Origin of the sequence: Alcaligenes aquatilis (assembly GCF_003076515.1) — a bacterium.
Taxonomy (GTDB): Bacteria; Pseudomonadota; Gammaproteobacteria; order Burkholderiales; family Burkholderiaceae_B; genus Alcaligenes; species Alcaligenes aquatilis.
Genome location: NZ_CP022390.1, coordinates 823,590 through 845,595, shown reverse-complemented (window position 1 = coordinate 845,595; position 22,006 = coordinate 823,590). Strand labels below are relative to the sequence as shown.

20 protein-coding genes are annotated in these 22,006 nt (G+C 56.1%); 8 read left to right on the top strand and 12 right to left on the bottom strand.

Annotated elements, in window-relative coordinates; genetic code table 11:
- Positions 1-366 precede the first annotated feature (366 nt).
- From CA948_RS03955 to CA948_RS03925, 7 genes are all read left to right on the top strand, one after another.
- Entirely contained in the window at positions 367-846 is a 480-nt protein-coding gene (locus CA948_RS03955) for a MarR family winged helix-turn-helix transcriptional regulator (protein ID WP_094196520.1), read from the top strand.
- 79 nt (positions 847-925) lie between these two features.
- Positions 926-2,089 carry an NnrS family protein gene (locus tag CA948_RS03950; RefSeq protein ID WP_094196519.1) on the top strand — a complete coding sequence of 388 codons (1,164 nt, stop codon included), beginning with the start codon at positions 926-928 and terminating at the stop codon, positions 2,087-2,089.
- Between the two features lie 166 nt (positions 2,090-2,255).
- Positions 2,256-4,178: a DUF8189 domain-containing protein gene (locus CA948_RS03945; protein ID WP_159086114.1), complete on the top strand. Its 1,923-nt coding sequence runs from the start codon at positions 2,256-2,258 to the stop codon at positions 4,176-4,178.
- A gap of 244 nt (positions 4,179-4,422) precedes the next feature.
- Positions 4,423-5,853 carry a hypothetical protein gene (locus CA948_RS03940; protein WP_108727389.1) on the top strand — a complete coding sequence of 477 codons (1,431 nt, stop codon included), beginning with the start codon at positions 4,423-4,425 and terminating at the stop codon, positions 5,851-5,853.
- Positions 5,854-6,156: 303 nt separating this feature from the next.
- Positions 6,157-6,636 carry a hypothetical protein gene (locus tag CA948_RS03935; protein ID WP_094196515.1) on the top strand — a complete coding sequence of 160 codons (480 nt, stop codon included), beginning with the start codon at positions 6,157-6,159 and terminating at the stop codon, positions 6,634-6,636.
- A 54-nt stretch (positions 6,637-6,690) separates the two neighbouring features.
- Positions 6,691-7,302, top strand: a complete 612-nt coding sequence (locus CA948_RS03930) for a superoxide dismutase (RefSeq protein WP_108728702.1) — start codon at positions 6,691-6,693, stop codon at positions 7,300-7,302.
- Between the two features lie 248 nt (positions 7,303-7,550).
- Positions 7,551-8,486, top strand: coding sequence for a helix-turn-helix domain-containing protein (locus CA948_RS03925; RefSeq protein ID WP_108727388.1), 936 nt, complete (start codon positions 7,551-7,553; stop codon positions 8,484-8,486).
- 43 nt (positions 8,487-8,529) lie between these two features.
- Here the strand turns inward: CA948_RS03925 and CA948_RS03920 are convergent, their stop codons facing one another.
- The 12 genes from CA948_RS03920 to CA948_RS03865 all read right to left on the bottom strand — a co-directional run bounded on the left by CA948_RS03920 (position 8,530) and on the right by CA948_RS03865 (position 20,838).
- Positions 8,530-9,639 carry a class II histone deacetylase gene (locus CA948_RS03920; RefSeq protein WP_108727387.1) on the bottom strand — a complete coding sequence of 370 codons (1,110 nt, stop codon included), beginning with the start codon at positions 9,637-9,639 and terminating at the stop codon, positions 8,530-8,532.
- A 200-nt stretch (positions 9,640-9,839) separates the two neighbouring features.
- On the bottom strand, positions 9,840-10,454 hold the full coding sequence (locus tag CA948_RS03915) for an ABC transporter ATP-binding protein (protein ID WP_108727386.1): 615 nt from the start codon (positions 10,452-10,454) through the stop codon (positions 9,840-9,842).
- A 120-nt stretch (positions 10,455-10,574) separates the two neighbouring features.
- The gene (locus CA948_RS03910; RefSeq protein WP_230018805.1) at positions 10,575-11,417 is read right to left on the bottom strand and encodes a ZIP family metal transporter; all 843 of its coding nucleotides are present in this window, start codon (positions 11,415-11,417) and stop codon (positions 10,575-10,577) included.
- A 367-nt stretch (positions 11,418-11,784) separates the two neighbouring features.
- Positions 11,785-13,326 carry a GTPase gene (locus CA948_RS03905; protein WP_108727385.1) on the bottom strand — a complete coding sequence of 514 codons (1,542 nt, stop codon included), beginning with the start codon at positions 13,324-13,326 and terminating at the stop codon, positions 11,785-11,787.
- Positions 13,326-14,588 (bottom strand): GTPase, encoded by a 1,263-nt coding sequence (locus CA948_RS03900; protein ID WP_108727384.1) that lies wholly within the window; start codon positions 14,586-14,588, stop codon positions 13,326-13,328. The genes CA948_RS03905 and CA948_RS03900 overlap by 1 nt, the downstream gene beginning before the upstream one ends.
- A 13-nt stretch (positions 14,589-14,601) precedes the next feature.
- Complete coding sequence (locus tag CA948_RS03895) at positions 14,602-15,765, bottom strand: benzoate/H(+) symporter BenE family transporter (protein WP_108727383.1); 1,164 nt, start codon at positions 15,763-15,765, stop codon at positions 14,602-14,604.
- A gap of 268 nt (positions 15,766-16,033) precedes the next feature.
- On the bottom strand, positions 16,034-16,309 hold the full coding sequence (catC, locus tag CA948_RS03890; protein WP_009454559.1) for a muconolactone Delta-isomerase: 276 nt from the start codon (positions 16,307-16,309) through the stop codon (positions 16,034-16,036).
- 33 nt (positions 16,310-16,342) lie between these two features.
- Positions 16,343-17,146 carry a 3-oxoadipate enol-lactonase gene (gene pcaD, locus CA948_RS03885; RefSeq protein WP_108727382.1) on the bottom strand — a complete coding sequence of 268 codons (804 nt, stop codon included), beginning with the start codon at positions 17,144-17,146 and terminating at the stop codon, positions 16,343-16,345.
- Positions 17,143-17,811, bottom strand: coding sequence for a 3-oxoacid CoA-transferase subunit B (locus tag CA948_RS03880; protein WP_199827888.1), 669 nt, complete (start codon positions 17,809-17,811; stop codon positions 17,143-17,145). Before CA948_RS03880 ends, pcaD begins: the two co-directional genes overlap by 4 nt.
- Before the next feature lie 26 nt (positions 17,812-17,837).
- Positions 17,838-18,533 (bottom strand): 3-oxoacid CoA-transferase subunit A, encoded by a 696-nt coding sequence (locus CA948_RS03875; protein ID WP_108727380.1) that lies wholly within the window; start codon positions 18,531-18,533, stop codon positions 17,838-17,840.
- A 125-nt stretch (positions 18,534-18,658) separates the two neighbouring features.
- Positions 18,659-19,594 (bottom strand): catechol 1,2-dioxygenase, encoded by a 936-nt coding sequence (gene catA / locus CA948_RS03870; protein WP_094196504.1) that lies wholly within the window; start codon positions 19,592-19,594, stop codon positions 18,659-18,661.
- A gap of 68 nt (positions 19,595-19,662) precedes the next feature.
- A complete protein-coding gene (locus tag CA948_RS03865; RefSeq protein WP_199827887.1) occupies positions 19,663-20,838 on the bottom strand; it encodes a muconate/chloromuconate family cycloisomerase in 1,176 nt (391 codons plus the stop codon).
- 143 nt (positions 20,839-20,981) lie between these two features.
- On the opposite strand from CA948_RS03865, the gene CA948_RS03860 reads away from it, so the two are divergent.
- On the top strand, positions 20,982-21,854 hold the full coding sequence (locus CA948_RS03860; protein ID WP_094196502.1) for a LysR family transcriptional regulator: 873 nt from the start codon (positions 20,982-20,984) through the stop codon (positions 21,852-21,854).
- Positions 21,855-22,006 lie beyond the last annotated feature (152 nt).

The following is a 22,006-nucleotide window of genomic DNA, read 5'->3' as shown; positions in this document are numbered from 1 at the left end:
TTTAGTAGTGTACACACTAAGTTTAAGCATGAAAACAGGTGATTGAGCTAGGGTTTATACCTACCATCAGCTATCGCAAAATTGCTTATAACCTTAGTTTTAAAACCAATTACCAGATTAAAATCAACAGCTTAAAACAAAAATTTAAAACAAAGGCAAGCCTTGACCATCGAAGCATAAAATTTATTTAATTTATGAATTTAACAGTGTGTAGACTTGTTTATTGCGGCGCACACCCTGAAATAGCAAATACTTTATATGCATAGCAACTGATCTGAATCAGGCGTGAACGGCTCCTTGGACAGGTATACTTTGCCCAGTTGTTACGCAACTGGCCTGCCCACTCCACAACAAGACAGAAAGACTATGCAGCCTACCTCCCCCGTTTCTGAGCCTCAAACCTTGTCCTACGATGTCACCGAACAAATCGGCCACCTGCTGCGCAAGGCTGGCCAACGGCACACGGCCATCTTTCAGCATTACGTGGGCGACACCCAGCTAACCGCTATTCAGTTCGTGACTTTATGCGCCCTGCGCGATCACGGCCCCAGCTCGCAAACCGAGCTGGTCGAAGCCACGGCGGTAGACCAGGCCACCATACGGGGCATTATTCAGCGCCTGAAGTCGCGCAATCTGATCGAACTGGCACCGGACAAAGATGACAGACGCAAGGTGATTGTGGAGCTGACCCAACAAGGGCAGGAACTGCTCGATCGCGTCATCCCGCGCGCCCATACCATCAGCGAACTGACCATGGGCAATCTGAACCCTGCAGAACGCGTGGCCATCGTCTATCTGCTGCGCAAAATGATCGATAGCACGCTGGATATGAGCGACAAGGAATAAGGCCAAACATCACTTGAAGAGACTATGTTTTATTCGGCCTTTAAGATATATTTAAAATACATCTTTTAACTGATCTGCCATGACTCCTTTAACTGCCTCCCCCGTCTCTACTCGCCCACAATGGCGCGCATTCCTGGAACTGGGGTTTCGACCCCTCTATCTTTTAGCCACGCTTTGGGGCGCGGCCAGCATTGCGCTCTGGCTCTATGCGCCCGGCTGGCTGGCCAATGCAGCCATCCCCTCCCTGTACTGGCATGCTCATGAAATGCTCTGGGCCTTTATCGGCACCATTGCCGTGGGATTTTTGTTGACAGCCAGTGCCACCTGGACAGGACAGCCCACCCTGCGCGGCTCCTCTTTGGGGGCCTTGTGTTTGATCTGGATTCTGGCACGTTTGAGCCTGTTGCTTCCCAACGGCTTGATCGCCGCCTTGCTGCTGGATGCCTTGTTCTTTGCTGTTGCCGCCGCTGAACTGGCCCGTGTGATTCTGATCGCTCGCAACAAACGCAATTACGGCATCCCCCTTGCCATGCTGGCCTTGGGCCTGAGCCATGCCCTGTTCATGTACAGCCTGCTGCAAGGGCAAGATCCCATGCCCTACTTCTACAGCGGTTTCTGGACCATGGGTTTGATCACCTTGCTGATTGCTCGCCGCATCATTCCCTTCTTTGCCATGCGTGCCTTGCCGGGTTTGAGCCTACCTGCTCAAACTCGTAGCGGTCATTGGCAAATGGGGTTGAGCGCCATCGCCATTGCTTTGTCACTGAGCCCCTGGCGCTTGGCTTTGGCTATGGTTCTGGCTGCGTTGGGCTTGATTGCCTGCTTTCAGTGGGTACGCTGGAAACCGTGGGCCAGCCGTCACACCCCCCTGTTGTGGATTTTGTACCTGGGCTATGCCGGTCTGGCTATCGGCTTGTTAAGTGCTGCTGCCTATGAAGCAGGCTGGATTCTACGCGCTGCCTGGCCGGTACATATTGTGGGCTTGGCCGGTTTCAGCATCATGATTATCGGCATGCTGACCCGTACCGCTCTAGGTCATTTGGGTCGCCCCTTGCGTGCCACGCCCAAAGTCGTGCTGGGTTACGGTTTTCTGATTGCTGCCTGCGTCTTGCGTTTGTTGGCCCTGATCCCCAGCAGTTGGAGCCTGCCTTTGTTGCATGTCTCTGGTCTGTGCTGGATTTTGGCCATGCTCAATTACCTGCATCAGTTTGCTCCCATGTTGATTCGCCCCAGACTGAACTGAGCGCAGCATCGGCGCCACACTTTAAAAAACAAAGCCCCTGGCGCCATGTATCTTTATTTTCTGCCTGACAGTGCCTGCTTATACTAAGCAGGCACGTTGTTTGCATCCTCTGCAAGCAACGCGGGACGGATCGTTCTGATCCTTGTTTATTCCGCGCACTCATCCCATGTTTCTTGCCTGTCTGGCTGGCCCCTTCTTGAAACGCATTCTGCTTGGCGGACTGTGTGCTTTGCTCTGGCCGCTCTCTACCCAAGCCGCGGATGCCTGTCATGGCAGTCGGGACCTGGTCGTTGTTGGCCATATGGATGACGACCTGCTATTCATGAACCCAGACCTGTCCAGCAGTATCCAGGCCGGTGCCTGCATGCAGGTTCTGTACCTGACCGCCAGTGAACGCAAAGGTGGGCTGGAGTATATGTACCGCCGCGAACAAGGTGTACGCGCCGCCTATGCCTTTATGGCCGGGCTGGTCAACGAATGGCAGCAAACCCGCTTGATGGTCGGCAGTGCCTCGATCACGCAATTTACCTTGCGGTCCAGACCGGGTATTCAGCTAAGCCATTTACGTCTGCAAGATCCCTGGCTGGGCCCAGGCTGGGGGAGTCTGACCCCGTTGAGCCGCGCAGAGTCGGTACCTGGCCAAACCGTACAAACACTGGATAGCCCGCAACAGACACTGAACCGCGAGCAGTTGGTCCAAACACTGGCCGCCTTGATACGGCTGTATCAGCCCACCAGTGTTCGCTATCTGGATGACACCAACCCCGTGCCTTACACCCAGCTGTGCTGGCGTTGTACCGGACACGGACACCCGGACCATATCGCCAGCGCCCGTCTGGTTCGGGAGGCCATGCTGGCGGCCCCCGGCAATTACGCACAAATTGGCTATGTGGACTATCCCATTCAAGAGCAGGCTCGCAATCTGACCTTGAATGAAATCCACAGTAAAACCGAGATTTTCCGACGCTACGCCTGGCACGACCAACACGCCTGCAAAGGCCCCGCTGTGTGTCAGGAACCCGCCGGCCCCGCCGCCGAATGGGTACAGCGCAGTTACTACACCAGCCGTGCCGACTATCCGGCCAGCCTGTTAAGTGACAAGGAAGGCAAGCTCAGCTTTTTCGCCTCGGGCGAACAAAACGACGCCATCAACCAATGGGATGTGCAAGAACAACGCTGGATGACCTTGGGCGGACGCACAGCCGAAGCCTTAAGCGCCTTTCACTACGCAGACGGGAGCCCCGGTCTGTTTGCGCGTGATGCTACCGGACAGGTCTGGTTCAGCCGCTCCCCCGATGAGAACGATTGGCTGGCCTGGCAAAAAATACCCGGCCCTCGCATGTTGCATACCCCTATCGTCAGCCGCCGTGACAGTCAGGCGGTCGCCATGGGAACCGATGGCCTTTTTTATTGGAGCGCCGCGCGCCAGCCCGACTACGGTTGGGGGGCCTGGACAGCACTGCCTGCGCTGGAACATGCCGCCTACCCCGCCACTCTCAGCCTGGATAGACAAGGGCGCCCCCATATATTTGCCAGCAATTTGCAGGGCCAGTTATTCCAGACCTATCAGCAAAGCGACTTGACATGGCAGGACTGGCAAGCGATTCCTGCTCCTGCCAGTAGTGGCGGCTTGGCTTCTATCCTGAATGCACAAGGGCATATTGAGTTGTATCTGCGCGACCGTCAAAGCCAGCAGTTGCAGCGTCTGATACAAGGCAGCCAGCAAAGCTGGACGCGCCCCCAAAACCTGGGCTTGCAATATGTAGGAACGCCTGCGCTTAGCCTGGACGAGAAAGAACAAGTCATTGTCGCGGTTCAGAAAAACCCCGGCGGCGCGATTGTGCTGCTTGATCAAGGGCAGGAACGGGAAGTGGACAAACAGTCTGCCTCTCAGCCTGCGCTATACAGACTGAACGGCACCTTGTATCTGGCCAGCCGCCCGGTCGGTCCCGAGCAGCGCTATCGACTGCTGGAGCGCCGGCACGGCCAATGGGTGCAAGTTGCCCTGACCCAGCCCCCACCACCGGGGGGAGGACAGTCCTTTCGTGAAGCCCCCGCCTTTATCAAGCAGCCTTATGTGCAGCCTTGAGCTCCACGCTGCGTTTTAAAACGTAACAAAGTACGCTAAGACGGCCCTTGCTCCCAAGGGGGGGCCGGGCCAACAAGCGAATCCAGTTATTGATTCACGCCTCAGCAGTCAACCCGAAACTCCGGTCCAGTTCGTAACATATGATTACGACAGTGTGCGCTCATTGTCCTAGCTCCAGTACAATCGCCCGCTAACCATCGCCGGCTTATCGGTGCCTTACTCTTTTAGCTACTCTTCAGAGATCATGAAGCCAACTACCTTATTTGCAGCCCTGTTGGGCGTGGCCATCGGCGCCGGTGGCGCTATTTACTACGCCAAAAACGTACCCGTACCGACAAGCGGCCCGGTCAGTACCCCCAGCACCGTCGATGCTGCCCAAACCCTGGTATTGGGCCAATCTGTCTCTGGCGAACTAACCAGCAAAAGCTTTTTGAACCTGAGCGATGGCGTGCGCAGTAGCCTGTTTGATGTGAAAGCCGAAGCGGGCCAACTTATCAAGATCAGCGTCACCGGTCCCTTACGCCCACAAATCACTGTGCTGCGAAACGGCGAGCTGGTGACACGTACCCAGCGCTGTGAGGACTGCCCAGAGAGCGAAACCAAGGGTCAAGCCACCACACTGGGCTTCAAGGCTGATTTCAACGACACCTACCAGGTGGTGATCAGCGGCTTTAACACCAGCTCCTTCGGCCCTTTCCAAATTATGGCCGACACCTTGAAAGCCTACACAGGCGAGCCTTTGACCCCAGACCAGACTATTCATGACTGGGCATTGGGAGGTCAAAAACGCTACCGCTTGAATATTGACAAAGACGGCTTGTACAGCTTGGCCATGAAGGCCGAGCAAAACAGCCTGGATGCCTATCTGAAACTGATGGACCGTCGTGGCATGGAACTGGCTTCGGACGATGACAACGGTGGCGGCACCGATGCACGCCTGCAGGTTTACCTGAAAGCCGGTGAATACATTGTGCAGGCCAGCTCGGCCATGGGTTCGCAAAACTTCCAGGGTGGCTTCTCGCTGCAGATCAAGCCAGAGGAAATGACTGGCGAGGTCGAGCTGAAAAATGGCGATAGCCTGGTGCTGGACGGCGAAGGCAGAAGCGGCTTGTTTACCGGTGAGACCCAAACCTACAGCTTCACATTGCCCGAACCCAAACTGGTGACGGTGCTCATGGACGCCCAAGGCTTCCAAGCCACCATGGAAGTGGATTCCACCAGCGCCAACCAATACGGCGATGAAGCCGGCCAACAACGCGTCCGTGGCGTACTGGCTGCAGGCGAACACCAGGTGAAGATTTCTGGCGCCAATCAAGCCGGTTTGTTTGCCCTGTCCGCCGTGGCTGATGACGTCCCTGCCAATGCTGGCGGCGGCACCATCCGTGTAGGCGAACCCCGCCAGGCACTGATGCTGCAAGGCATCACCAGCGACAGCTACCAGTTGACCGTGCGCCAGCCTGGCAGCTACATCATTGATATGACTTCGCCTATCTTTGACACCTACCTGGTACTGCGCAAAGACGGCCAAACCGTTGCCGAAGACGATGATAGCGGCGGCGATATGAATGCCCGTCTGGAAGTCCAGCTGGAAGCGGGCGACTACGAAGTCAAAGCCATGTCCTTGGGCAGCTACGAGCAGGATATGGAATATGAGTTGTCAGTAAAACGTCGTTAAGACGATTCAGACAAACTGATATCAAGGCTGAACGCCCCCGGGCTTTCAGCCTTTTTTCTTGTCCTGTAGCCGACGTGAACTTGATTTGGAACAAGCATCCGGGCGCTACAGGGTATACACCTAAACACGTCAACCAAGCCCGAAAAGCCGCAGCACCACTGGCTTCAGCGCCCCCGCCCCGCTCCTTTCCAACTGACGTTTGATCTGCTTACGATTTGCTTTTTGGATTTCCTTGATAATATAAATGCAAATCATTATCATTAATTTCATTATTGATGCGCTACCTTTTATCAGGAGCAAAGCATGCAGACCGTTACCCAACAGCCCCAACACGCTCTTACCCAACGCGACGAGCTCGCCTCTTGGCGTAGTTTGATTACGCAGGGAAACCAGGCCTTTCAATCTCGCAATTACACCGATGCCATCGCGCACTACCAACAGGCCCGCGCCTATGTAAAACCGCTGCTGTTTGGCGCTTGTGAAGGGGCCGACGCCACCATTGCCGCCTGGGTCATTGCCCATTTGAATCTGGCCGATGCTTGCGAACAGCTAGATCAAAGTGACGAACAAGGCCTGCTCTTGTGTACCGCACACGAAACCTTGTGCTGGGCGGCGGCCAACACGCACCTGGCCGATGATTGGCGCATGGCCGCCTGGCAACACAGCCGACGCACCTATGCCGAGCTGGCGCGCTATGCGCGTCGCTACCCCCATCATGTCCCCACCTGCTCTGCCCTTTTCTTAGGAGCCGTCAGCCCGCAGGAACGCTCTTTTTCTCATTAAGTTTCAATCTGTCCCCCAGGCACCGCTGGCCGGGGGTTTATCGAGGAGTGCGTGTTGTCTTACACCTTACCTGCCCTGCCTTATGCCTACCATGCTCTGGAACCCCATATCGACACCCAGACCATGGAAATTCACTACAGCAAGCATCATCAGACCTATATCAACAATCTGAATGCGGCATTGGAAGCAGCCAACTTACCGTACCCGCCTATTGATGAGCTGATTGCTGGGCTGGACACCCTGCCCGAATCCGTACGCAATGTGGTGCGCAACAACGGCGGCGGCCATGCCAACCACAGTTTGTTCTGGACGGTGATGACACCGGATGCCGATACCACTATTCCCAAGGACCTGGCCCAGGCCATAGACCGGGATCTCGGTGGATTCGAACAATTCAAGGATGCCTTTACCAAAGCAGCAATCTCACGCTTTGGCAGTGGCTGGGCCTGGCTCAGTGTCACCCCGGAAAAGAAACTGGTGGTAGAGAGCACCGGCAATCAGGACAGCCCACTGATGCACGGCAACACGCCCATTTTGGGTCTGGACGTGTGGGAGCATGCCTACTACCTGAAATACCAGAATCGCCGGCCTGAATACATTGCCGCCTTCTTCAATGTGATCAACTGGCCCGAAGTGCTGAGACGATATCTGGAAGCCGTTAAATAAGACGGTTCTGCCGCCGGTCGTTTTACCACCAGCCCTAAGCTATCTCCCCGCCCGGAGATGGGCGGTATCAAGCAGTTTGGCTTGCCGCCTTTTTCAAGCAACCCTCCACGTCTGGAGGGTTTTTGCTTTGGGGGTGCATCCATACTCGGAACCACTTCCAAGCCTGGGTTTGGCCCAATTGCGCTCTCAATCACCAAACGCTATGTTGATTGTTAGCGCCCTTACCATACTTATCCTCAGGCCCTGCCATGTTCAGTCTCGGCGATCGTATTCAATCCCTGCGTTCCCTGTTTCACTTCGATGCGGTGCAACTTCTGGGTTGTGCACCTCAAAGCCGTACCCATCTGGAGTTGCATTGCGAAGGCTATAACCTGAACTGCGCGTCGGCCTTGGGAACCGGCTTTCCACAAATCTACGCACCGGGCTTTACAGCACAGGCCTCTCCGCACGATTTGCTGCCGCCTTCTATTTCCGAGTGCTCGGACACCATGGATCCACCCTTTCGCAGTACTGCCATCTATACCGATGCCCTGCTGCGTGGCGGGTTTCAGGATGGGATGACGGTAGAACTACAGCGCGGGGACTCGTATTTGGGAATGATTCACTTCTCTTCCCAACAAGCAGGATGCTTCAATCGCCATGTCCGCACACTGGCGCTGGGCGCGAAAATCTTGCTGGAAGAGGCCATGCAGAACATGGTCTCGCAAAACGGCATCGTCTTGCATCTGGTGCCACAGGCAGGCGGGCTGATCATGCGTGAGGACATGCTCTCTGACGCTTCCCAGTTCAGCCCCGCACTGGCTAAAGCCTTGTCCTTCATGGGCCAGGAAACCTCGACCTTGCAAGCGTTCTGGCTGGAAGGCAAACGAAGCTATCGACTGCAAGCGCAGCGCTTTCCCAAGGGCGATGTTCTGGTGCGACTGCTGCCCGCCCCCTTGCCCGCTGCGCTCAGTGCCAAGGAAATGCAGGTGCTGGGCTGGTTGGTAACGGGCTACACCGACCGGGAAATTGCGGCCAGCCTGTTTTTGAGCGAGCGTACCGTGCATTCGCATGTCACGTCCTTGCTGCGCAAACTGGGTATCACCCGACGAACAGAAGCCGCTGTCACAGCGGCTCTGAATCATTGGTATGTGCCGGATGCACAGGGTGCGATCCTGGCGGCAGTGCCCGGACTGTGCCATTAAGAGACACGATCCGGGACGCCGCTTAACACTGGCACATCAGGAATTAACGCAGTCCGCTCAACAGGGCTGCGGCCTCATCGATGCAGGCGCGTTCCGCGTCCAATAGCGTGTCGCCACCCATCCCGCCCAGGAACTCCGCATAAGGATCAGCCAGCGTACGCACGCCTGTCAGTTCCTCAATCACGGCCTGACCGCAAAATGGCAGATAGTGCGGGCTATAGCCACCCTCCTGCACAAAGGCGATACGACCTTCGCAGACTTCCTCGGCGCAGTCGATCACCTGACGCGCCATTTGCCGGAAACCGGAAGCCGTCACCATCATGCGTGCCAGCGGGTCCATCATGCTGGCATCAAAGCCCGAACCCACAATAATCAGCTGCGGTTTATAGGCGCGCAGCGCAGGTAACACCACTTTTTCCATGGCATAGAGGTAGGCGGCATTCCCGCCGCCAGGAGGCAGGGGGATATTCAGGTTGTAGCCCAGGCCTTCACCCTCACCACGCTCAGTCGTAAAGCCGCTATTGGCCGGAAAGCACAGATGCTGGTGCAGGGAAATAGTCAGAACCGAAGGATCATTCCACCAGATATCCTGCGTGCCATTCCCGTGGTGCACGTCCCAATCCAGAATGGCGACACGATCCAGACCCAATTCCTCGCGCGCATACGCCGCCGCCACCGAGGTGTTATTGAAAATGCAAAAGCCCATTGCCCCGGCACGGGGGGCATGGTGACCAGGAGGGTTCACCAGCGCATAGCCATTGCTGACTTCCCGGCTGACCACTTTCTTGACCATCTCAATGGCGCCACCCGCGGAAAGCATGGCAATTTCAAGGCCACCATTCCCCATGGTGGTTATGCCATCGCCCGTATCGCCGCCGGTTGGCAAGGCGCTGACACGCTTCATGTTTTCCAGATGCTCGGCCGTATGAACACGCAAAATATCCTTGTCGCGTGCAGGCTTGGCCTGGATGCTGGTCAGATGATCAATTTGACCGGAGGCACAAACCAGCTCGTGAAAGCGGCGCTTCGTATCGGGATGAGCCAGGTGGTGGCTGATCGGCTGTAAACGGGCACCCAGATTAGCCGAGGCAAGGCTGCCCGTGCCGGTATCTACCCAGCCGTAAAGAGTGTTCCAAATATATCCTGTTGCCATGTCGTCTCCTTTGTTTTGGTTTGTTTGGCTTAACCATAGTAGGGATCTGGACAACTGAAAGAATCCGTAGGATTGCCGAATTTATGAACTGATCAGGAAACACCCACAAAAAAAGAGGCAGAGGACGCTCGTTTTCCAAAGCGTTCTCTGCCTCTTTCTTGAAGCTGATTGACTGATAGATGAGGGGCACTGCCCAAGGACTACACCAGCTCGGCAATATTGATGCTGTGTGCTCCACAGGCCTCTACCAATTCCGCATCGTGACTGGCAAACAGCACAACACGGTCTTGTGACCAAATCTCGAATTGCTCTGCCAAAGCGGCACGAGCCTGTGTGTCCAGGCCATTGCTGGGGCCATCGGCAATGATCACAGCCGGCGCACCCAAAGCCGCTGCCGCCAGAAACACCTTGCGGCGCGTTCCTGTGGACATCTGCTCAAAACGCTTGTCCAAGTGTGGCTCCAGGCCTAGCCGGTAGGCAAGATCCAGCGCAGTGTCATCAACACGGGTTTTCTTTTCAGCGGCCACTTGCTCCAGCAACTGGCGGCCTGTTTGAGACGGAAACAGCAGGCAGTTATCGGGGACATAGGCCATACGGGCGCGGGCTTGTTGGGGCGCTTTCATCAGCGAATGCCCGTCTATCCACACTTCGCCTGCATCTGGTTCGAGCAAGCCAGCAATAATGTTCAGCAAGGTGGATTTGCCGGTGCTGTCTTCTTCACAGAGCGCCACGCAGCCAGGCTGAAAGGTATGAGTCAGCCCCTTGAAAACGGGGTAGTCGCCATAGTTTTTACTGAGATTGTCTATGCGTAGCATGCTGGAAATCACTGCCAAAGAAGCGCCCGAGCAGACACAAGATGCGCTGACAGGCGGGATAAAAAACAAGTACGGGAGCTACCCCGAACAGGGGCCTTAGTATAGGTCTTTAGAACCTACTTATCCCAATGCCGTATCCAGCAACATCATCAAAACAAAACCGATCATCAAACCGCCGGTCGCAAAGGTTTCATGTCCTTGCCGGTGCGATTCGGGAATGATCTCGTGGCTGATCACAAACAGCATGGCACCCGCCGCAAAGCCCAGACCAAAAGGCAGAAGCACCAGCGAACTGCTGACTGCCACTGCCCCTAGCACCGCACCGACCGGCTCAACCAAACCACTGGCCATGCCCAACACAACAGAGAAAGTACGGCTGTAACCGGCGGCCAGCAAGGCCAGCGCCACTACCAAGCCTTCAGGCACGTCCTGAATGGCAATACCCGTGGCCAGCGCATTGGCGCGCACCCCTTCATTGCCCACATAGCCCACACCAATGGCCAAACCTTCTGGGAAGTTGTGCAGCATAATCGCGATCACAAACAGCCAGGTACGGCGCAGCTTGGTCGATGAGGCATTACCGGGCCCCTCGCGCCCTTTAATGAAATGCTCGTGCGGCAGGATGCGATCGAGCAGCATCAAGGCCGCGGCCCCCAGCAAGATGGAAAAGCCCACTGCTAAGCCCGCCCCCCAGGCACCACCGCCAAACACCTGCTGCTTTTCTGCCGCTTCCAGACCCGGCAAAACCAAGGAGAAGGCACAAGCGGCCAGCATCACCCCTGCCCCAAAGCCATACAGCGTATCCTGGGTGCGCTGCGACATGGTTTGAGAAAACATGACAGGCACCGTGCCCAGTGCCGTGGCCAACGCTGCGATGGAACCGCCTAGCAGGGCCTGCAAGACCACCGGGTGATCTTGTGCATATAGCCAGAACTGATGACAGAGCGCCCAGATGCCGCCCATGGAGATGATCAGTCCAATCCATAGACGCAGGTGTTGGTGCCAGTGAGGCGAAGTCCCTTTATTAGGTAAAAAGTAGTGGCTTGTTTTCGGTTTCATCGCCGTGCGCCCCCAGAAAATTACGCAATCCAGGTTTGCCTTGTACAGACACCAAAAGCCGTAAAACGGCTCTTGGCTAAGGCGTGGATGCTATACAAACCATCATAGCGACTTCACCTTCGATTTAAAACACAAATATCGAAATGCTAACAATTCTCATTAGAATTTCAACAAATAAGCCACAATTCCATGAAATCAGCTTAAAGTTTGACCGCTATCCAGCCGGTTTTCTGTGTTTTGCATGGCAACGAAAAACCGATTTAATGCTACCTCACGCCGCGTGCAATTGACGCTTGATCGCCTCCAAAGCCTGGACCTGATCAGCCACAGCATTTTCCAATTCAATCAGCTCCTGCTTGAGCTGTTCCAGGCTTTGCTCAGCCTGCTCCACTACCTGTTCCGCCAGCTCCTGGGCACCAGTCATCACCCCATCACTCAAGCTCATGTACAGGCGGTTGTAGTCAATCAGCGGCGCTTGCCCTTCCCCCTGCTCCTGGAACACTTCATAGCCAATATGAGCAGGCAGATTCAGTGTCGGCACGTCCGGCTGGGTCAGTTGAAAGTTGACCAGAACCGTCTGGCTTAGATCTGCAAATGCCTTGCCTATGTTCTGGCCAAGCTCGGTACGTACAGCCGCCACATCTTGCTTACCGGCATGCTTTTCCAGCACCTCGGGCAATTGGGGCACCACTCGCCGCCAGGTGCCTTCGGTCAGGACCTGTACAGCGCCTTGCAAAACTACCGTTTGTTCTTCAATACGCTGACGCAATTGAGCAGCGCCCTGCTCCAGCGTTTGCATCAAAGGACTCAGAATCGCCTCTTCAATATGGTGCAATTGCAGTTCGGCAGGTTTGCGCTGCTTGTAGGCCAGGGCAGGCGTTAGCAGGTTCTGCACGGCCAGATACAAACGCTCGAAACCCGCCTGTTCCAAGCCCTGATCTTCGTCCTGCTGACTACGCGCCATATGCACGGACAAGGACAAAGCGGGTTTGAGCAAATCACGGCTCAATCCCCAATGGTTCAGAGCCTGCGCCGCCCGTGTCATCACGTCCTCTTCCTGCAACTGGCGGTTATCCGCTGTCTTGTTGCAAAGCACTTTGACGATCTCGTTGTCGATCTCATCTTCTTCGATGCGATCGCTGCGGGTAATTACCGGCAGCAAGGGTTTGTTGCGGCGCAGTTCCACCAGCAAATCGCCCAGTTCCTGAACCTGCCCCGGTGCGCTGGAGCTGCTCAGCCACAAAAGCGCGTCGGTACTTTCCAGAAACTGCTGTGTCAAAGCAGCGTTATGCGCATTGGCCGAGTGCAAGCCGGGGGTATCCAGCAAAACCAGCTTCTCGCCCAGACATACCCCTTGCAAGGCAACCGTGGTTTCTGTTGCCCCTTCCTGAAAACCTTCAGGCATGGGCTGCATCTGCCCATCGGCCAGGCGAAAAAAATCCACGCTATGACCCTGACGACGAAAACGGTCCGCCAGGAAGTTACATAAGGAGCTTTTACCAGCATTAAAGGAACCAAACACCAGCAGCATGATGCGATCGCGGAAACGATCCGCCAACTCCTGCGCTGGTGCCAATGCCGACCAGGAAGCCGCCCAGGCTTTTCTTTGTGCCTGCAGTTGCTGATTTAATTGTTGAGCACTTTGCGCCAAGGTGCCCTGCTCGACCAAAGCCGTGCCGGACAAGGATTGCGCCACGGTCGTCTGGCCCAAATCCGCCAGCCACTGCTCCATCCTGGCAATAGCAGGCTGCCTATCCTGACTGGCAGGATTGAGCTGCGCAACCGCCTTGATAAACGTGCTTTCCACCGACATTAGGCATGCTCCAATGTGGACAGACTTTCCAAAGCCTGACGCGTTTGCTCAAGCTGGTTTTCAGTCGTTTCGATCTGCTTTTCCAAGGCCACACGGCCATCCGAGACGTCAAAATAATGGGTGAAGTCCTGAACCAGCTTGTCGCGCCCAGCCTGTTCGCAGAAGATGCGGCGCAGGTCAGCACGGTACTTCACCGACACGCCCATCACCGCAATCATGACGGTATCCATGCTGCGCACCGAGGTACGTTGCGCCGCTGGCAAGCCTACGGCACCGTACTCCACCAGGTGACCATTGATCGCAATACACGCACGCGAATAGGCAATCTGCAAACGGGCACGCTCTTGCTTGCCTGCCGTCATCTTGAAACCAAACTCGAAGGTATCCGGCACCAGAGAATGATCCACACCGGGCGCATTGACCACTGGCTCCAGATCCTTTGCGATGCCTTCCAGAATTTTGCGCAGACCTTCAACAAAATCAATGTGCTGCTGCTGTTGCGTCTGCTGCAGGCTGTGCAGGCTTTGCTCTTGCGTTTGCTGCAAGGCATTCAATTCTTGTGTCAGCTCGGTCAGCAAGGCTTCGCGCTCGAACTCGCGGGCTTGCGGCACACGCGTCAAGGCGGCTTCCAAAGAAGCCTGCAAAGCCGGAATTCCGCTTTTCTCCAGCATGCGCTGCTTGCCACCTTCACGCCCCTGGCGATAGCGGGTGCTGGACACCGGATGCAACGTCACACCGGCACACTGCTGCTGAATGGCGCCCAACACTTTCTCTTGCTGCTCGTCATCGGCCAACTGGTCAATCTGGCTGATGACCATCAGGTTCTGACGCTGCGAGCGCTGATGATCCGCAGCCAGCTCTTGCAGCAAATTGCTTTCCAAGGCATCCAGCTCACCTTCTTTGGCAGCGTGGACGAACAGGCGAATATCCGCCTGCAAACCCATAGCTTCACGTGCCAGGGCATCATCCTGCAAGGCCACGTCTGCATACAGACCCGGCGCATCCAGCCAGCGCACGCCTTCATGCACGTGCTCGGCCAGCGCGACGGTTTCGCGACGGTCCGCCACATTGAAAACATCACTGCCCATCAACTCATTGAGCAGACGACTTTTGCCATGATTGTATTTACCAACTACGGTCACCGTTGGCGGCACATTCAATTGCAAGAGAACGCGCAAGCGATCCAGATCCCAACGGCGCTGTGGCAATACGGCCAGCACAGGCTCCAATATGTGATCAAGGGATAGTGCCAACTGATTCATGTCTCTTCCTTTTTTACTTATGTCTGGACCCAAGCAAGCGATACGCCACCAGGCCAAACACCACGCCCCAAAATGCGGCGCCCAGTCCAAACAGGCTCATACCGGATGCGGTAGTTAGAAATGTGATGACAGACGGCTCGATATAGCCGCTTTCGCTGACCATCACCCGCACATTGGCCACAATGGCCCCAATCAAGGCCAGGCCCGCCAAGGCTGCAATCAAGGAGGCGGGCAAAGCGGTGAACAAATACACAATCGAGCCGGCAAAAGTGCCGCCCAACAGATAAAACACGCCATTGGCCATACCGGCCACATAACGCTTGTCCGGATCGGGATGGGCATCCTTGCCCGTACACAAAGCGGCGGTAATGGAGGACAGCACAATGGTGATGCCACCAAAACAGGCCACCAGCATCGAGGCCAAGCCGGTGCCTGCCAACACAGGACGCGATGGCGTGGGGTAGCCCGCCAACTGCAAGACCGCCATGCCGGGCAAATACTGCCCCGTCAAACTGACCAGCACCAAGGGTAAAGTCAGGCTCAATAAGGTCGCGATATTGAATTCCGGACTAACCCAAACCGGGCGGGCCAGCTCCAGCTTGAACGCTTCCATATGCACTTGGCCGGTGAGCATGGCCATCACAAATCCGGACAAGGCCACCAGCACAATCGCGTAGCGCGGCAAGAAACGTTTACCCAACAAGTACACCGCCAACATGAGCAGGACGGTGGCGGGCATGTCACTGCTGGACTTGAACGCAGCCATACCGAACTGAAGCAAAATGCCAGCCATCATGCCCGCAGCAATGCCTTTGGGGATGAAGGAAAGAATCTTTTCAAAACCGCCTGTCAGACCAATGACGACGATAATCAAGGCGGCGCTCAGATACGCCCCCACCACTTCAGGCATGGTGATGCCTGGAAACAGGGTCAGCAGCAAGGCCGTGCCCGGCGCGGACCAGGCCGTAATAATGGGCAGCTTCAGATACGCGCTCAGGAGCAAACCGCTCAAACCGGCGCCTATGGAAATCGCCCAGATCCAGGAGATCAGCTCTGCATCGGCAATTTGGCCTACTTGTGCAGCCTGAATAAAGATCAGCAAAGGCCCGGCATAGGCAATCAACACCGACAAAAACCCAGCCACCCAGACCGACGCCGATCCACTTTTCAATCCCATCGATTTGTCTCCCCAGTCTTGTTGTTTGAACTCTCAACTGTACTCGGTGCTCAGACTGCGCTGGGATCACAGCCTGAGTTTTTTTACCGCTGGACCGCCCCAAGGCTCGGCGCCCCCGGTAAAAAGCGTCCCCTCAAGGATGAGCCGGGACACACAGTAGTCCATTGCGGACTGCTGTGTGCCTGGCGAATCCGAGCGGCATGCAGGCCGCGAGGTGGAGCAGCAAGCCAAAGGCGCAGCGTGGGGGCCCTTTTTACTTCTGTGTAACTTAAATAGCCGACGGGTGTGTCGCCAAGGGAGTCACGGAAATCTGCATATAAGGGAACAAAGGCAAAGCGCTAAGCAAATTGTGCAGCTCTTCATTGCTCTCGACATCGAACACGCTGTAGTTGGCGTACTGCCCCACCACGCGCCAAATATGCGGCCACTTGCCCGAACGCTGCAGATCCTGCGAGTAGGCTTTTTCTTCGGCCTTGATACGGGCAGCCTCTTCGGCAGGCAGGGAGTCAGGGATATCAACAATCATGTGAACCAGATAAAGCATGGTGTTCCTTTCTAAAAACAAGCGCTCGGGCACTTAGGCCTGGGCTAAAAAATTCAGTACGGCGCGCTCGAAGGCTTCGGGCGCTTCCAGATTGGACAGGTGCGAGGCCGGTACAACAGCCACTTTGGAGCCAGGAATACTGGCTTGCATGGCCTGGGCATCGGCCACCGTCGTGACGGGATCCCACTCGCCGGCGACCAGTAAAGTCGGTGCCGCAATACGGCTGATCTGATCTCGCAGATCCGACTCGGCCAAGGCATCGCAGCAGGCGGCATAACCCAGTGGGTTCAGCTTGGCCAGACCATCCTGCATAGCTTTGACCAACTCCGGCGATTGCTGAATGAAGGCCTCCCCAAACCAACGCGAAGGTGCCGAGTCCGCCAGGGCCCGCATCTGGGCGGCACCACTTTGACGCAACGCTTGGGCACGTTCCTGCCAGGCTTGAGCGGTACCAATTTTGGCCGCGCTATTGCACACGATCAGCGCATTCAAACGCTCCGGTGCATTCACCCCCAACCACAAGCCAGTGTGACCGCCCATGGACAAGCCGCAAAACGCAGCGCGTTCAATATCCAACGCGTCCAGAATCGCCAGCACATCACGCCCCAAATCCTTGAAGCGGTATGGGCCGGGAGTAACCGGGCTGCCGCCATGACCGCGAGTGTCATAACGAATCAGACGGTAGGACTGGGCGAAACCGGCCACCTGCGGGTCCCACATTTCTTGGGTGGTACCCAAGGAGTTGCTCAGAATCAAGGCCGGGGCCAGCGGATCACCTTGCACGCTGACGCGAAACATGCCCCGCTCGGTATTCAAGGCGCTGGGGCTGACCGTCATTGGCCCTCTCCTTGCATTGCCACGGCAATGGGCAAACCAATCATTTCTTCCAGTGCTTCATGGGTCAAACCGGGCACCAGATCAATCAGTTGCAAACCCTCTGGCGTGCAAGCCAAGGTCGCCAAATCGGTATACACACGTTTGACGCAAGCCAAGCCAGTCAAGGGGTAGCTGCATTGTTCAACCAGTTTGCTGACACCTTGCTTGGTCAGTACATCCATCATGACCCAGGTCTGTTTCGCGCCAATCGCCAAATCCATAGCGCCACCCACAGCCGGAATCGCGCCAGGCTCGCCCGTGCTCCAGTTGGCCAGATCCCCGGTTGCCGACACCTGAAAAGCGCCCAGCACACAAATATCCAGATGGCCGCCACGCATCATGCCAAAGCTGTCCGCATGATGGAAAAAAGCACCACCGGGCAGCAGCGTGACCGCCTGCTTGCCCGCATTGATCAAATCGTAATCTTCCTGCCCGGCTGCCGGAGCCGGGCCCATGCCCAGAATACCGTTCTCGCTGTGCAGCACCACTTCCACACCAGCGGGCAAATGGTTGGCCACCAGAGTTGGCATGCCAATACCCAGATTCACGTAGGCGCCGTCATGGATGTCCTGGGCGACGCGCTGCGCCAATTCGTCTTTACTGCGGCGCTGATAAGTAAGCGTCATGCTGTCCCCCTTCATGCTCTGTTCGTTCATGCCTTGAACCCACCTGCCTCTGTGCGGCTGCGCGGCACCACCACGACGCGGCGCACATGAATGCCGGGCGTCACAATGGTTTCAGGGTCCAGCTCTCCCAGTTCTGCCAGCTCAAACACACTGGCAATGGTGGTGCGAGCCGCGGTCGCCATGACCGGACCAAAGTTGCGCGCCGCCATGCGGTAGGTCAAATTCCCCCAACGGTCCCCCCGCTCGGCCTTGATCAGGGCGACATCGCCATGAATGGGCTCTTCATAGACATGCCAGCGACCATTGATCAAACGTGTTTCCTTGCCCTTGGCCAGTTCTGTGCCATAGCCTGTGGGGCAGAAAAAGCCACCGATACCCGCACCGGCGGCGCGCAATCGTTCGGCCAGATTGCCTTGTGGCACCAACTCCAGCTCGATCTTGCCGCTGCGATACAAGTCATCAAATACCCAGGAATCAGCCTGACGGGGGAAGCTGCAAATGATCTTGCGTACCCGGCCTGTTTTAAGCAAAGCCGCCAGCCCCACATCGCCATTACCCGCGTTATTGTTGACGATGGTCAGGTCACGAGCGCCTTGCTCGATCAGGCCGTCGATCAACTCCGTGGGTATGCCAGCCGTTCCAAAACCACCGACCAGAATCGTGGCGCCGTCCTGCACATCCTGCAAAGCCTGTGCAACACTGCTTACCTGTTTATCGATCACTCCGTTCTCCGTATAAAGCACTGACGCTACGGATGGGCTTAGCCCTTACGTCAGGCACAGCAAAAACAAGTCAGCCCAGGGCCTGGTTTGACGAGGCAAACACAGGCGCTGGGCTACAGCAAGACTTAGGCAGCCAGACGTGGACGATTCACGATCTGGTTGTCCTTGCCATCGACCAAGGGGGTCAAGGAAATATCAAACACGATCTCTGCAAACGGACCATCCAGGTTTTCGGCAGCGATGCGGGCAGGATCCGTGTGCTCGGTCAGTGGTGGTACCAGACCGTCGCGAGTGGCGTAGGCGAAGTCGTCGTACACCAGCGGATCGCCGTCGATGTTGATCTGCGTGGTCAGCTTGCGGTGGCCAGGAGCGGTCACAAAGAAATGAATGTGCGCAGGACGGTTACCGTGACGGCCCAGCTCGTTCAGCAAGCCTTGGGTAGGACCATCCGGAGGACAGCCGTAGCCCTTGGGCACAATGCTCTGGAACTTGTAGCGACCATTTTCGTCGGTAATGATGGTGCGACGCATATTGAAGGGCTGTTGCTCGCCAGTGGGGTCAAAGTGCGAGTAAAAGCCTTTGGTGTTGGCGTGCCAAACTTCAACCTGGGCACCCGCGATAGGCTTGCCGTCCGCACCAGCCACGACGCCGTGCATGATCAGGGTTTCGCCGGCGGTATCGGAACCATCGTCCAGGCGAACAAAACCTTGGGCCACAGGCGCGCCCGATACGTACAAAGGACCTTCAATAGTGCGAGGGGTACCGTTGTCCAGACCCAGTTCCTTGTCCATGGCGTCCATGCGCATGTCCAGGAAACGATCAAAGCCCAGACCGGGAGACAGCAAACCGGCTTCACTGGCCGTGCCCAAACGGTTCAGGTAAGCCACGGCTGCCCAGTACTCGTCGTTGGTGATTTCCAAATCTTCAATGGTCTTGAACAGATCGCTGATGATGCGGTGCATGATCTGCTTGACGCGTGGATTGCCACCGGGCTGATCCAGGCCAGAGGCCAAACGCAGGAAGTCTTGTACATCGGGGGTATCAAAAATTTTTACGCTCATTCTGTGTCTCCTAATATCCTGAAAAAAGTGTTCCAAGCAAAGCCGTTACGACTGGCTTCTTATTGCGCCTAGGCAGCCGAGCCAACACTAATGTGTGTCTTGTCGCGACGGAAATACTGGACACGATCCTCGTCCAGTACGATACCCAAACCCGGCCCTTGAGGTATCTGTAATTCAAAATTGCTGTAATTCAGTGGCTCTGCCAGAATTTCCTCGGTCAAGAGCAAAGGCCCGAACAACTCAGTGCCCCACTGCAACTGGTTCACTGTGGCAAACACATGAGCTGCCGCAATCGTACCGATCGCGCCTTCCAGCATGGTGCCGCCATACACTTCAATACCAGCCGCTTCGGCAATCGCGGCGACTTGCAAGCCCGCACGCAAACCACCGGACTGTTCAATCTTGATGGCGAACACATCAGCGGCACAGTCACGGGCCAGCGCAAAGGCCGAGGCCGGGCCGGTCAGGGATTCATCGGCCATCAAGGCAATCGGGAAGCGCCCCTTCAGATCGGCCAGCGCATCAGCTCGCCGCACCGGCTGCTCTACCAGGGAGCAACCTGCATCAACCAAGCCCGCCAAACCATGCTGAGCCTGCAAGGGGCTCCAGGCCATGTTCACGTCCACACGCACGTCGGCACGGTCGCCCAACGCCTTCTTGATGGCCGCCACATGAGCCACATCGTCCTTTACCGGGCGGCGACCAATCTTGAGTTTAAAAATACGGTGACGAGCCTGCGCCAACATGCGCTCGGCTTCATCAATATCCTTGGCGGTATTACCGGAAGCCAGCGTCCATGCCACGGGCAGGCTCTCGCGCATGCGGCCACCCAGCAGGTGCGAAACCGGCAGACCCGTACGCTTGCCCAAGGCATCAAACAGGGCCGTTTCCACTGCACTTTTGGCAAAACGGTTATCCTGAATCGCCGTATTCAGGCGGGCCATGATGGCAGGCACGGCATTGGCATTGGCGCCCAGCAACAAGGGAGTGAAATAGGTGTCGATGGCCAGCTTCATGCCTTCGGGCGACTCGGCGCCGTAGGCCAGACCACCAATGGTCGTGCCCTCGCCGACACCCACCGTACCGTCCGAGCAGTACAAGCGCACCAGCATCAAAGTCTGGCCTTGCATGGTCGTCATCGCCAATTGATGAGGACGGATCGTAGGCAGATCCAGCAGCAAAGTCTCCACCCGTTCGATCAGGGCCGGAGTTGCTAATAGTTGAGAAGATCGCGTGTGTTCCATGGCTTGATTGAACACGAAGCAGGCCCGTTATTTCCAAGACTAAATAGGTCTAGTTCTATACCTTATGGGTATAGTTTCTGATATAAATATTAAAAATCAAGAAACTAAACCCCATCAATTCAGACTAGGTATGGTTTTCCCTTATGGATCTACGCCAGCTCAAATATTTTGTGGCCGTTGCCGAAACCCGCAACTTCACCCGGGCGTCCGAGCGCCTGCATATGGCCCAGCCCCCACTGAGCCGACAAATCCAATTGCTGGAAGAAGAGCTGGGCGTCACACTGCTGCTGCGCAATAACCGGCCCTTGCGGCTGACCGAAGCCGGACGGGTATTTTATGAACAGGCCTTGCAGATACTGAGCCGGGTGGATCAGTTGGTGCATACGACACGGCAGATCGGGCTGCATCAACGACAAACCCTGTCGATAGGCTTTGTGGCTTCTACCCTGTATGGTGGTTTGCCCGCCTTGATGCGCAAGCTACGCCACCAATATCCGGAAGTGGACTTGCAAACGGTGGAGCTGACCTCCATGCAGCAGTTGGAGGCTTTGAAGTCGGGACGGATTGATGTGGGCTTTGGGCGAATACGGTTAAATGATGCGTCGGTGCAAAGAACCGTATTACGGGAAGAGCAACTGGCCCTGGCCATTCCACCCAGCTCGGATCTGGCCGATTCGGACACGCCTTTGAGCCTGAAAAAAGTGCAAGGCCAAAAGCTGATTGTTTACCCGAAAGAGCCCCGACCCAGCTTTGCAGACCACGTTCTGCACCTGCTGCATGATCACAGCGTGCGCCCGGCGCAAGTCTATGAGGCCGGGGAAATTCAAGCCGCCTTGGGCCTGGTGGCGGCTGATTCCGGATTGTGCCTGATCCCGACCTCGGCACGCCTGCGCAACGACCTGCACTATCGTTTGATAGAAGAACCACAGGCGACTTCACCGATTATTCTGACTCACAGGATGAATGATCAGGCTTGGTATATCGAGGCGATCAAGGGCTTGGCGGAAGGGATGTAAGGCCTGGCTGCCCCGTTGAGACTGGATTGATTCACTTCTCAGGCCACTCCGATATCGTTAACACCTTAACTAGAACCAGCAACAAGCATTCATCAGGTGATGATTCAACAAGCTGACAAAGCTATAACTCAGAAGGCTGAGCAGCCTGCCTA

Excerpts from the sequence above, each read along its gene's own strand:
- CA948_RS03955 (WP_094196520.1), top strand. The coding sequence starts at position 367 with ATGCAGCCTACCTCCCCCGTTTCTGAGCCTCAAACCTTGTCCTACGAT.
- CA948_RS03950 (WP_094196519.1), top strand. The coding sequence starts at position 926 with ATGACTCCTTTAACTGCCTCCCCCGTCTCTACTCGCCCACAATGGCGC.
- CA948_RS03945 (WP_159086114.1), top strand. The coding sequence starts at position 2,256 with ATGTTTCTTGCCTGTCTGGCTGGCCCCTTCTTGAAACGCATTCTGCTT.
- CA948_RS03940 (WP_108727389.1), top strand. The coding sequence starts at position 4,423 with ATGAAGCCAACTACCTTATTTGCAGCCCTGTTGGGCGTGGCCATCGGC.
- CA948_RS03935 (WP_094196515.1), top strand. The coding sequence starts at position 6,157 with ATGCAGACCGTTACCCAACAGCCCCAACACGCTCTTACCCAACGCGAC.
- CA948_RS03925 (WP_108727388.1), top strand. The coding sequence starts at position 7,551 with ATGTTCAGTCTCGGCGATCGTATTCAATCCCTGCGTTCCCTGTTTCAC.
- CA948_RS03920 (WP_108727387.1), bottom strand. The coding sequence starts at position 9,639 with ATGGCAACAGGATATATTTGGAACACTCTTTACGGCTGGGTAGATACC.
- CA948_RS03915 (WP_108727386.1), bottom strand. The coding sequence starts at position 10,454 with ATGCTACGCATAGACAATCTCAGTAAAAACTATGGCGACTACCCCGTT.
- CA948_RS03910 (WP_230018805.1), bottom strand. The coding sequence starts at position 11,417 with ATGGGCGGCATCTGGGCGCTCTGTCATCAGTTCTGGCTATATGCACAA.
- CA948_RS03905 (WP_108727385.1), bottom strand. The coding sequence starts at position 13,326 with ATGTCGGTGGAAAGCACGTTTATCAAGGCGGTTGCGCAGCTCAATCCT.
- CA948_RS03900 (WP_108727384.1), bottom strand. The coding sequence starts at position 14,588 with ATGAATCAGTTGGCACTATCCCTTGATCACATATTGGAGCCTGTGCTG.
- CA948_RS03895 (WP_108727383.1), bottom strand. The coding sequence starts at position 15,765 with ATGGGATTGAAAAGTGGATCGGCGTCGGTCTGGGTGGCTGGGTTTTTG.
- catC (WP_009454559.1), bottom strand. The coding sequence starts at position 16,309 with ATGCTTTATCTGGTTCACATGATTGTTGATATCCCTGACTCCCTGCCT.
- pcaD (WP_108727382.1), bottom strand. The coding sequence starts at position 17,146 with ATGACGGTCAGCCCCAGCGCCTTGAATACCGAGCGGGGCATGTTTCGC.
- CA948_RS03880 (WP_199827888.1), bottom strand. The coding sequence starts at position 17,811 with ATGACGCTTACTTATCAGCGCCGCAGTAAAGACGAATTGGCGCAGCGC.
- catA (WP_094196504.1), bottom strand. The coding sequence starts at position 19,594 with ATGAGCGTAAAAATTTTTGATACCCCCGATGTACAAGACTTCCTGCGT.
- CA948_RS03865 (WP_199827887.1), bottom strand. The coding sequence starts at position 20,838 with ATGGAACACACGCGATCTTCTCAACTATTAGCAACTCCGGCCCTGATC.
- CA948_RS03860 (WP_094196502.1), top strand. The coding sequence starts at position 20,982 with ATGGATCTACGCCAGCTCAAATATTTTGTGGCCGTTGCCGAAACCCGC.